The sequence below is a fragment of the Bradyrhizobium elkanii WSM2783 genome, assembly GCF_000472865.1.
Lineage (GTDB): Bacteria > Pseudomonadota > Alphaproteobacteria > Rhizobiales > Xanthobacteraceae > Bradyrhizobium > Bradyrhizobium elkanii_A.
Window position 1 is genome coordinate 1 of sequence record NZ_AXAP01000158.1, and the last position, 8,673, is coordinate 8,673.

Below are 8,673 nucleotides of genomic sequence, written 5' to 3' on the forward strand. Positions count from 1 at the left end.
CGGCTCATCTCCTGCTTCAGCCGAGCGATCTTTTCCTTGATTCTCGTCGTCTTGATGCTGATCGCTTCCGATGGCTCCTGCCGATCGGCGCTATCGAGTTGACGCAGCTATCGACCGACGCTTTCCTCGATCTGCGCCATCCGCCTCGCCATCTTGGCATGCGTGAAGTTGCGGTCGCGGTTGTTCACCGCCTTGAACTTGCTGCCGTCGATTGCGACGCTTGGGGTCTGCAACAGGCCCATTTGCCGGCACAGGGCAACGAACTTCGCACAAACCTTGCGGATCGCCGCGCCATTGTCCTTCCGGAAATCGGCGATNGTCTTGTGATCGGGAGCCANGCGGCCGATCAGCCACATCACCTCGATATTGCGGCACGCCTCACGTTCCAGGCGGCGACTGGATTGCACCCGATTGAGATAACCGTAGACGTAAAGCTTCAGAAGGACTGCCGGATGATAGGAGGGCCCGCCCGTCTCCTTCGCGATCACGCGCTCAAACCCCATTCCATGCAGGTCGAGCGCCTCGACGAACGCATCNATCACATGGACCGCGTTGTCCTCGCTTACCCAATCCTCCAGGCATTCCGGCAAGAGCGTCAGCTGGGATCTGTCCGCGCCTTCAACGAAGCGTCCCATCCGTATCCCCCATCAGGAAACGGAGGTTCCGTAGCCGACTCGGGGCTTTTCACACAGCCAGGGTCAAAAGCGGCGATCAGCCCAACGACGCGCGGCGTCCGGTTTCCCCCAGATAGCGGAAATGGCGGCGGCTCTCGCGGTGTTCGTTTAGAGCCCAAGCGGTCCTCACTCGGCCTTGCTCACTCTGGCTTTTGGGGAAACGCTGTACCGGAAGTTTGGGGGAGCAGATTTGTCCATTCGCCCGGCGGCGGAAGCGGTACAATGAAATCGTGCAACGAGGAGAGCTTCGACGCGTCCCATCACGAAGTGATGGCAACCTGACGCCTTACCCGAGTTCGCGATCGAGAAAATGCATGGAACGGATCGATGAACGCATCCAGAGTCTGGTGACCCAATTGCTTGCTTGCCAACCGGTCCGCTCATGAGACCAACGATGCGTGCGTATTCCCATCAAGGCCACCGCCCGCGAGCCGATCAAACACGCCGGACTCAGCGACTTCCGCACCCCAAGCACAATCCCTATTGCGAAACGCAGCCGGTCCATACATCCGGTCAGAAGCGCCGGCCGGGACAAGCAGATCGCCTATGAGCTGAAGACCAAACGCCCCGCGGTGCGCCACGGTCAGCGTCAGCTCACGCCGCTTCTCGGGGCACTCACCCGCGCACCTTCGGCGATCGTGCGCGGTGCGGCGTTGAGCTGCTCGATGGCAAAGCCCGCGGCCTTCTTGTAGCCGGCCATGAAAGCCTCGCGCTCGGTCGGCGGGATGACGTCGTCGATGTCACTGAAGGTGCCGCCGCAGCGCTCGTCGACCAGGTTCAACAGTCCGAACGGGCCGGCGCCGCGGTTGCGCAGGATCACCTGCGAGATCGGGCCGCATAGGCGGGCGTCATAGGTCGCAAGAGCGGCCTCCGAGACGCCGTGCTCCAGCATCGCCGCGCCCAGCACGCGGGCATCGACGATGGCCTGGCTGGCGCCGTTCGAGCCGGTTGGATACATCGCATGCGCGGCATCGCCAAGCAACGCCACCGGGCCGTCCTGCCAGGTCGCGACGGGGTCGCGGTCGATCATCGGATTTTCGTAAGCAATCTCTGCGCCCGCGATCAGCGCCGGCACGTCGAGCCAGTCATAGGTCCAGCCTGCAAAATGATGGGCGAACTCGCTGACCGGCACCTGCCTGAACCAGCCGGCCTGTTTCCAGCCTTCCGAATTGTCCATCGTCACTTCCGCGATCCAGTTGACGGTCGCCAGCCCCGTGACGGGATCGGGATGCGAGATCGGATAGATCACGACGCGGTGGCGATGGGTGCCGACCCCGACGAAGGACGAGCCGGTGCGGATTGGCCTGGCGCGGGTCACGCCGCGCCACATCACCGCGCCACCCCAATGGATCGGCGGCTGGGTGGGATGCATCTGCGCCCTGACCGCCGAGTGAATGCCGTCGGCGCCGATCAGAAGCGCGCCACGCGCCTCGGACCGCGCGCCGTCGCCATGCTCGATCTGCGCCGTGACCGAGCCGTCGCTGTTCCTCGTATAGGAGCTGATACGGGAGCCGAGCCGCACCGCTTGCGGTCCGGCCCGCTCCACGAATATTCGGTACAGCAGCATGTGCAGCTGGCCGCGATGCACGGCGTATTGCGGCCAGTTGTAACCGGCTCCGAGCCCGCGCGGCTCGGAATAGATGTCGTTGCCGTTCAGCCCGACGAGCGCCCATTCCTGGGCGGGCACGCCGATCGTATCGAGATCAACAGCGGCGATGCCGAGATCATAGAGTTCGCGCACGGCATTGGGCTGCAGGTTGATGCCGACGCCGAGCGGACGCATCTCGCGCACCGCCTCGTAGACGACGCATGGCACGCCAATCTGCTGCAGCGTGAGCGCAGTCGCAAGGCCGCCGATACCGCCGCCTGCGATGACTACGGGGTGGTCACTCATGGAATGGTCCGTCGTTCAGTTCGAGGGGAATCGGGAAGGGATGACATCTGGACGGCGGACGTGGCGAATGGCTGCGCGCCGCGCTGAAACCCCTCCCGAATATTGCCAGCGTTGCCACCAGGCTTGTGACTGATAGCCCTAGTTTAGAAAGATTGGCGAGACAAGTCCTTCGGAAGTCTGCTAGCGACCGGTTTCAATCCGGGCGGCTCGTTTGCGCACGATCAAGGCCGCGCGCACCTGGCTCAAGGTGCTGTCTGCTACAAGTCTACGAGACAACCTAATTCCCCTTTGGAAAGTTTGTTTCACCCGCCGCTCGAAAGCGAGGTCCTATTCAATATCGTACTCAAATCGAACTCTGTTTGGACATATCGAGTCCGCTTCACCCCGCATGAGCGGACATGGAGCAGACACGCCGGGTCGGCCGCTTCGGGCCAGCAGCAGAAGCCAATGGCACCCGGCCTCATTACGCCTGAGGACGCAGAAATCTACATCTTGTCGATGATCGACGAAACACCGTCTTCGGACGCGCTTTCTTTAGCAGCGGCAGCGACAATCGCGGGGATTACGTCCTCGGCGGAGCCGCGCTTGCAGACCTTGACGGCATTCGATCGGTTTTCGGTCAGAGCGTGAAGCGCACATCGAGCGTTCGCTTCGCCGCTACCCGCGCGCTCGCCGCAACGCGGTCTCTAGGCGAGCCTTCTCCTTCTCCCAACGCGCTTCCTCGGCCTGCGCCTTTTCCTCGATAAGCTCGAGCTTAGCCTGAAGGTCAGCGGCGCTCTCTTCGTGCTTCCGACGGGCTGCATCCAAGGCGCTTTGCGCCTTGTCGACGGCACGCTGGCGTCGCTCGCGCTCCTTCTGCCGGGCAGCCTCTACCTTTGAGCGCTCACGCTCGCGGCGCTTATGCTCCCTCTCGAAAGCGAGTGCGGCCTTTCGGTCGGCCGCCGCGTCTTCGGTTCGCTTTGTATGCTGCTGCGGCTTTCGCCTTGCCGACTTGCGGTCAGCCTTTTTTGATCTGCGATCGCCAGCGACATCGCTCGGCAGTTCCGCGTGCTCCTTGAATGCTCCGCTGGAGCCGACAGGGCGCTTCAGAACGACGCCCGGCGCCGCCATTGTCGCGGCGATGACGTCGGGATCATCGCTTTGCTTCGCCGCTCCTTGGTGAAAGAGATTGCTTTCGGCACCCCACGCTTCCAGAGCCGCCTTCATCGAGGGCGCGGCCACCGCCAGGTCGAAGAAGCCCAGCGAAGTTTGGTAGGCCTTCAGCTTCCTTGCCATTCGCGTGCCCCCTGTGCGTCCAACTAGATCACGATATGGTCGAAATCCGTCGCAACCCGGCTGTTCGGGAACGTCTTTGTCGCCTCGGCCAGGATTTCCTCGTCGCGGTAGCGGCCGGAAATGTGGGTCAGGACGAGCAGCCTGACGCCGCTCATGGCTGCAAGCGCCGCCGCCTCCGCCGCGGTGAGATGGCCGTAGTCCCGCGCGATGGTCGAATCGCAATCCAGAAAAGTGGCCTCGATCACGAGTAAGTCGGCGCCGCGAACGTGCTCGGCCAAGCCATCGGTGGTTTCGGCATCCCCCACGATGACGAGCTTCTTCTGCCCCTCCGGCGGCCCGAGGACGTCTTCGGGAGCAATCGTCCTGCCGTCCGCCAGCGTCACCGGCCTTCCTTCCGCCAGCTCCTTCCGAACCGGGCTGTCCGGCACGCCGAGCAAGATGAGGCGGTCCGGCCGAAGATGACGACGGGCCGGGCTTTCAAAGGAAAATCCGAAGCTATCGGTGTCGCGGTGGCGTACCGGAAAGCAGTCGATCGCAAATTCGCCGGCGTCGATGACCTGCCCCGCCGTCAACGGAACGAGCTGCAGCGGAATAGGCGCCCTTCCCTCGCCCCACAGGCCTGCGAGCATGCGGACGACGACTTCGAGTGTGCCGGGACCGCCGTGGATCGTCATGACTTCGGTGCTCTGCCGCAGTCGCAGGGCCGAAAAGAGACCAGGAATGCCGAGCACGTGGTCGAAATGGCCATGGGTCAATAGCAGCCGGTCGAGCCTTCGAAAGCCAGCCCCGCCGCGCAGCAATTGGCGCTGCGTTCCCTCGCCGCAATCGATCAGGATGCGATGATTGCCCGCCTCGACAAGAAGCGCCGGATGATTACGTTCGGCCGACGGAACGCTCGCCGACGTCCCCAGGAAGGTGAGCGCGAACATTCGTGGCCTAGCGTCCCTCTTCTCGGTGTGGTTGGCCGAAAACCCTCACGCCCTCGCGCGACCAGATCATATCCGAGTCAGGCCGACTTTCGATGTTGCCTGCTTGTCGGCTTCTTCGCGGCCGTCTCCTTCGCCTGCTTCTTGCCTTGGATCGGCATCAGCATCTCTTTTTGGCCGGCCGCCGCCTTACGCGGCTTCTTGGCGGGTTTGGCAGCCTTCGCCGGCGCCGCTTGTTTGCCGACGCTCCGCCGCAGCGCCTCCATCAGGTCGACGACGTTCTCGCCGCGTGGCCGCTCCTTGGGGGTAATCGGCTCGCCGGCTCGCTTCTGGTTGATAAGGTCGATCAAAGCCGTCTCATACTGGTCCTCGAACTTGTCTGGCTCGAAACGGCCGCTCTTCTGGTTCACGATGTGCTTGGCGAGATCGATCATGTCTTTCGTGACTTTGACGTCCTGGATCTCGTCGAAATACTCATCTTCGGAGCGGACTTCGTACGGATATCGCAGCAACGTCCCGACCAGGCCCTTGTCCAGCGGCTCAAGCGCGATGATGTGCTCGCGGTTCGTCAGCACCACCCGCCCAATCGCAACCTTGTTCATCTCGCGGATGGTCTCGCGGATTACCGCAAAGGCGTCGTGGCCGACCTCGCCATCCAGCCGGAGATAGTAAGGGCGGATCAAGTAGCGCGGGTCGATTTCTTCACGATCGACGAACTCGTCGATGTCTATGGTCCGGGTGGATTCGAGCGCCACCTCCTCGAGCTCTTCCTTCGACACCTCGATGAAGGTTTCCTTGTCGAGCATGTAGCCCTTGACGATGTCCTCGTTGGCGACCTCCTCGCCTGTATCGGCGTCGACTTTCAGGTACCTGATGCGGTGCCCGGTCTTTCGATTGAGCTGATTGAAGGAGATCTTCTCGCTCTCCGATGTCGCTGGGTACAGCGCGACCGGACAGGTTACGAGGGACAGACGCAGGAAGCCTTTCCAGTTAGCGCGGGGAGCCATTTTACGCAGAACTCCGGTTTTCCAAGGCAGTTGGATTCAAGACGATCGAACAAGGCTTGTTCCGACACTCTTCACCCTGATCCTTCAATTTATTCACGAATCCCGCTTCAGTCGCGACCAAGCGCGCTCCATCTTCCGTGAACGGAAAGGAAACGCGCCCCATGGGCTGCCACAACACCGGCGTTCGGATATAGGATTTATCGTCTTGCCGCATATCACCATAACTACCCGAGCAAGCTCGTAATGTGCAATCTCTACAGCATCACCACAAACCAGGAAGCGATCCGCGCACTGTTCCGGGTCGTAAACCGCTACGTCGGCAACCTGCCGCCGAACCCGGCGTCTTTCCGGATTATCCGGCACCCGTGGTGCGCAACGCCGGCGACGGCCGTGAGCTGGCGCTGATGCGCTGGGGCATGCCACCGCCGCCGAGCAAACCGGGCCCGCCCGTGACCAATATCCGCAACACCAAATCGCCGCACTGACGAGGCTGGCTGAAGCCGGAGAACCGCTGCCTTGTCCCCATCAACAGCTTCGCCGAATACGCGCCGGGGCCGAATCCGGAGACCAAGAAAAAGGACGTGGTCTGGTTCGCGCTGAACAACGAGCGACCACTTACCGCCTTCGCCGGGATCTGGACCGAGTTCAAGGGTGATCGGGGCACCAAGTCGAAGCCGATCTCTGGCCCTCACCTCGTCTATGGCTTCCTGACCACCGAGGCGAACACTGTCGTCGCGCCGATCCATCCCAAAGGGATGCCGGTGATCCTGACGACAGATGAGGAGCGCGATGTCTGGCTGCGCGCCCCTTGGGATGAGGCCAAGGCCCTGCAACGACCGCTGCCGGATGCCACGCTCAAGATCGTCATGCGCGGCCCCGACAAGGAAGATAGGCTCGCCGCATAAAAAGTTTGCTTATTCCCACCCCAGAGAGGAACGGAACCTCGTGGGTCCGCTTACATCTCCATGACGGAACGAGTCTTATACGAAAGCAGCAACGGGGACACCTGGTTCCTAGCGCGCGATCCGACTTCCAAGATGCCCGTCGTAAGGCATCAGCCGAATCTAAGCTCTGGAGGACAGGTGTCCGACACGGCCATAGGTAAATTTCTTCGAGACGGAGCTAATGGGCCAGAACACCGAGCGCTCCTCGAGTTGATCGGCACGCTGATCGATGACTGATCGCACGCGGCCGCCCGTCGTCCATCGACGACGGAAGATCAGGCCCACTTATCTTCTTCGCGGCGGGCTTCGTCCTCATTGAGGCGCTCGGCCACGTCATCAGCGGTAGGTGAATCTTCCGTCGTCGCGATCGGCGTGCCGTCCTGCTTCTTGATCGTTTTACCTTCGGCACTCACGGGAAAATCATCGGGCTTCAGCGGCTTCTTTGGCGTCGACATCGCTTCTCCCTCCTGTGTGCCGACACAATAGCACGCGCTCTAAGAAACGGGGGCCAGAACTCTCGCTTAGCTAGGTGCGTCCACTTCGGAATACGCGCTCACTCGTTTTCATCCTCGCTAAGTTCCCGCTCTGCCTGTAACCAGAACTCNAGATCCCGTCCCGTAGGCCGCCCGTGCTGNTCCCAGAGTTCGTGGGCACGAGCCCTGATTGCTTGCTTGGACCGGCNCGCAGCTAAGCGCCGTTGCAGGCTCTCTCCCAGATCCTNGACGAACGCCTTGAGCCGCTGATAGGTCGTTTGGTCGGTTATCTCGGAAGCCAGCCGCTTCGCTTGCTCGAGCNGGCGCTCTAACTCTTGGCGATCGGTGCTCTGGCTCATGGTCACCTCCGCCGGAAATAAATCGGCAAAATTGTTCATCTTTGGCTTGTTCGAGAAGCCGGGCCATGAGGTGCGCCCCGTATGCGAAAATCACGTCTGCTGGCAACGAGTTGTTCGCGTACGTCACGACATAACGTCTCCCGACTAGGATCATTCCGATCTCCGGTCATCGTCATCGGTCCAATGGCGGTGAAGTTCGCGCTCAACGAAACAAGCCGCCACTGTGATCTATACGAGCAAAGCTCTTTTGGCGTGTCAGCAATCCGGCATTCCCGCCGGACGTGCCGACGCATTTCCAGTGGAGCCGGTTGAGCCCGAAGCGCCAGAACCGGTGGGGCCGGGCATGGTTGAGCCCACAGTGGTTTCAGGTGCCTTTTCCGACGATGATGTACCAGAGGAGCTTGGGTTCTTTTCGCGAATGATGTTTTTGCTTACATCCCAGCATTGCTTGGGCGTGACGCCCTGATCGCGGTTTGCACTAACGCCCGTTCCTTGTGCGTTTGCGAAGCTGGTGACTGCCAAAAGAGTGGCGCCACAAACCGAAGCGAAATAGATCGTTTTCATGGTTCTTTCCTTCTCATCTTCCTGCGGGCGCTCAGTGAACCGTTGGATGCCTGAGAGCGGGGCCGATCGCCTCACTGCCGTCGGCAGCCAACTCGTCCGCGAATGAGGGTCGCTGTGCGAGCCTCAGCCATTCTTCGGAAAGCCGAAGCAGTTGCTGCTTGTCTATCGAAGAGACCGTCTTCGCGGCTTGTTGCCGGCAGTGCTCGGCTCGCGTGCGGCAAATATCTCCGTGCTCAACCATGACCGGTACACTGGTCGCGCTCGCTCCCGGCGCCGATTGGCCCCGCATCAACTTCAATTCACCCATCCGGTTTAACGTTCCTAGCCCAGCCGTTTAGGAACGGTCTGCGGAAGGTCGCGTTTGCGGACGGAAAGTCGTGGTTTGCAGTCAATGCCCCGTTACTTCTTTCACATCATCGGAAAGTTCCCATTTCGGGACGAAGTCGGAACGGAGCTTCGAGACGATCGCGCTGCCTGGAAGGAAGCTCTGTTGCTGACCCGGGACATTGAAACATCGCTCCAGCCGGGGGAGAGTTGGAGCCTCGATGTCATGGCGC

General features: G+C 61.3%; 9 protein-coding genes and 2 pseudogenes. 3 read left to right on the top strand and 8 right to left on the bottom strand.

The annotated features are described in order from the left end of the window. A pseudogene (locus YY7_RS55915) lies at positions 1 to 635 on the bottom strand (transposase); the annotation flags it as partial. 628 nt (positions 636 to 1,263) lie between these two features. Beyond that, entirely contained in the window at positions 1,264 to 2,568 is a 1,305-nt protein-coding gene (locus tag YY7_RS0148470; RefSeq protein ID WP_028169257.1) for a flavin-dependent oxidoreductase, read from the bottom strand. A 447-nt stretch (positions 2,569 to 3,015) separates the two neighbouring features. On the opposite strand from YY7_RS0148470, the gene YY7_RS61595 reads away from it, so the two are divergent. After that, on the top strand, positions 3,016 to 3,198 hold the full coding sequence (locus tag YY7_RS61595; protein WP_155255672.1) for a hypothetical protein: 183 nt from the start codon (positions 3,016 to 3,018) through the stop codon (positions 3,196 to 3,198). Positions 3,199 to 3,225: 27 nt separating this feature from the next. Here YY7_RS61595 and YY7_RS0148480 read toward each other — a convergent pair whose 3' ends face one another. The 3 genes from YY7_RS0148480 to YY7_RS0148490 form a co-directional block, all read right to left on the bottom strand. Beyond that, positions 3,226 to 3,843, bottom strand: a complete 618-nt coding sequence (locus YY7_RS0148480) for a hypothetical protein (RefSeq protein WP_028169259.1) — start codon at positions 3,841 to 3,843, stop codon at positions 3,226 to 3,228. A 23-nt stretch (positions 3,844 to 3,866) separates the two neighbouring features. Then, entirely contained in the window at positions 3,867 to 4,772 is a 906-nt protein-coding gene (locus tag YY7_RS0148485) for a ribonuclease Z (RefSeq protein WP_028169260.1), read from the bottom strand. Between the two features lie 77 nt (positions 4,773 to 4,849). After that, complete coding sequence (locus tag YY7_RS0148490) at positions 4,850 to 5,776, bottom strand: Ku protein (RefSeq protein WP_028169261.1); 927 nt, start codon at positions 5,774 to 5,776, stop codon at positions 4,850 to 4,852. Positions 5,777 to 6,019: 243 nt separating this feature from the next. On the opposite strand from YY7_RS0148490, the pseudogene YY7_RS55925 reads away from it, so the two are divergent. Further along, positions 6,020 to 6,681: pseudogene (locus tag YY7_RS55925) on the top strand (SOS response-associated peptidase). Between the two features lie 314 nt (positions 6,682 to 6,995). Here the strand turns inward: YY7_RS55925 and YY7_RS0148500 are convergent. From YY7_RS0148500 to YY7_RS61600, 3 genes are all read right to left on the bottom strand, one after another. Next, on the bottom strand, positions 6,996 to 7,175 hold the full coding sequence (locus YY7_RS0148500) for a hypothetical protein (RefSeq protein WP_028169262.1): 180 nt from the start codon (positions 7,173 to 7,175) through the stop codon (positions 6,996 to 6,998). 98 nt (positions 7,176 to 7,273) lie between these two features. Beyond that, positions 7,274 to 7,591 carry a DUF2934 domain-containing protein gene (locus YY7_RS0148505; RefSeq protein ID WP_349642732.1) on the bottom strand — a complete coding sequence of 106 codons (318 nt, stop codon included), beginning with the start codon at positions 7,589 to 7,591 and terminating at the stop codon, positions 7,274 to 7,276. Positions 7,592 to 7,807: 216 nt separating this feature from the next. Then, complete coding sequence (locus YY7_RS61600) at positions 7,808 to 8,116, bottom strand: hypothetical protein (RefSeq protein ID WP_155255673.1); 309 nt, start codon at positions 8,114 to 8,116, stop codon at positions 7,808 to 7,810. 391 nt (positions 8,117 to 8,507) lie between these two features. Here YY7_RS61600 and YY7_RS65415 point away from each other — a divergent pair. Then, a partial coding sequence (locus YY7_RS65415) for a DUF6894 family protein (protein ID WP_035692400.1) occupies positions 8,508 to 8,673 on the top strand: 166 nt, incomplete at its 3' end.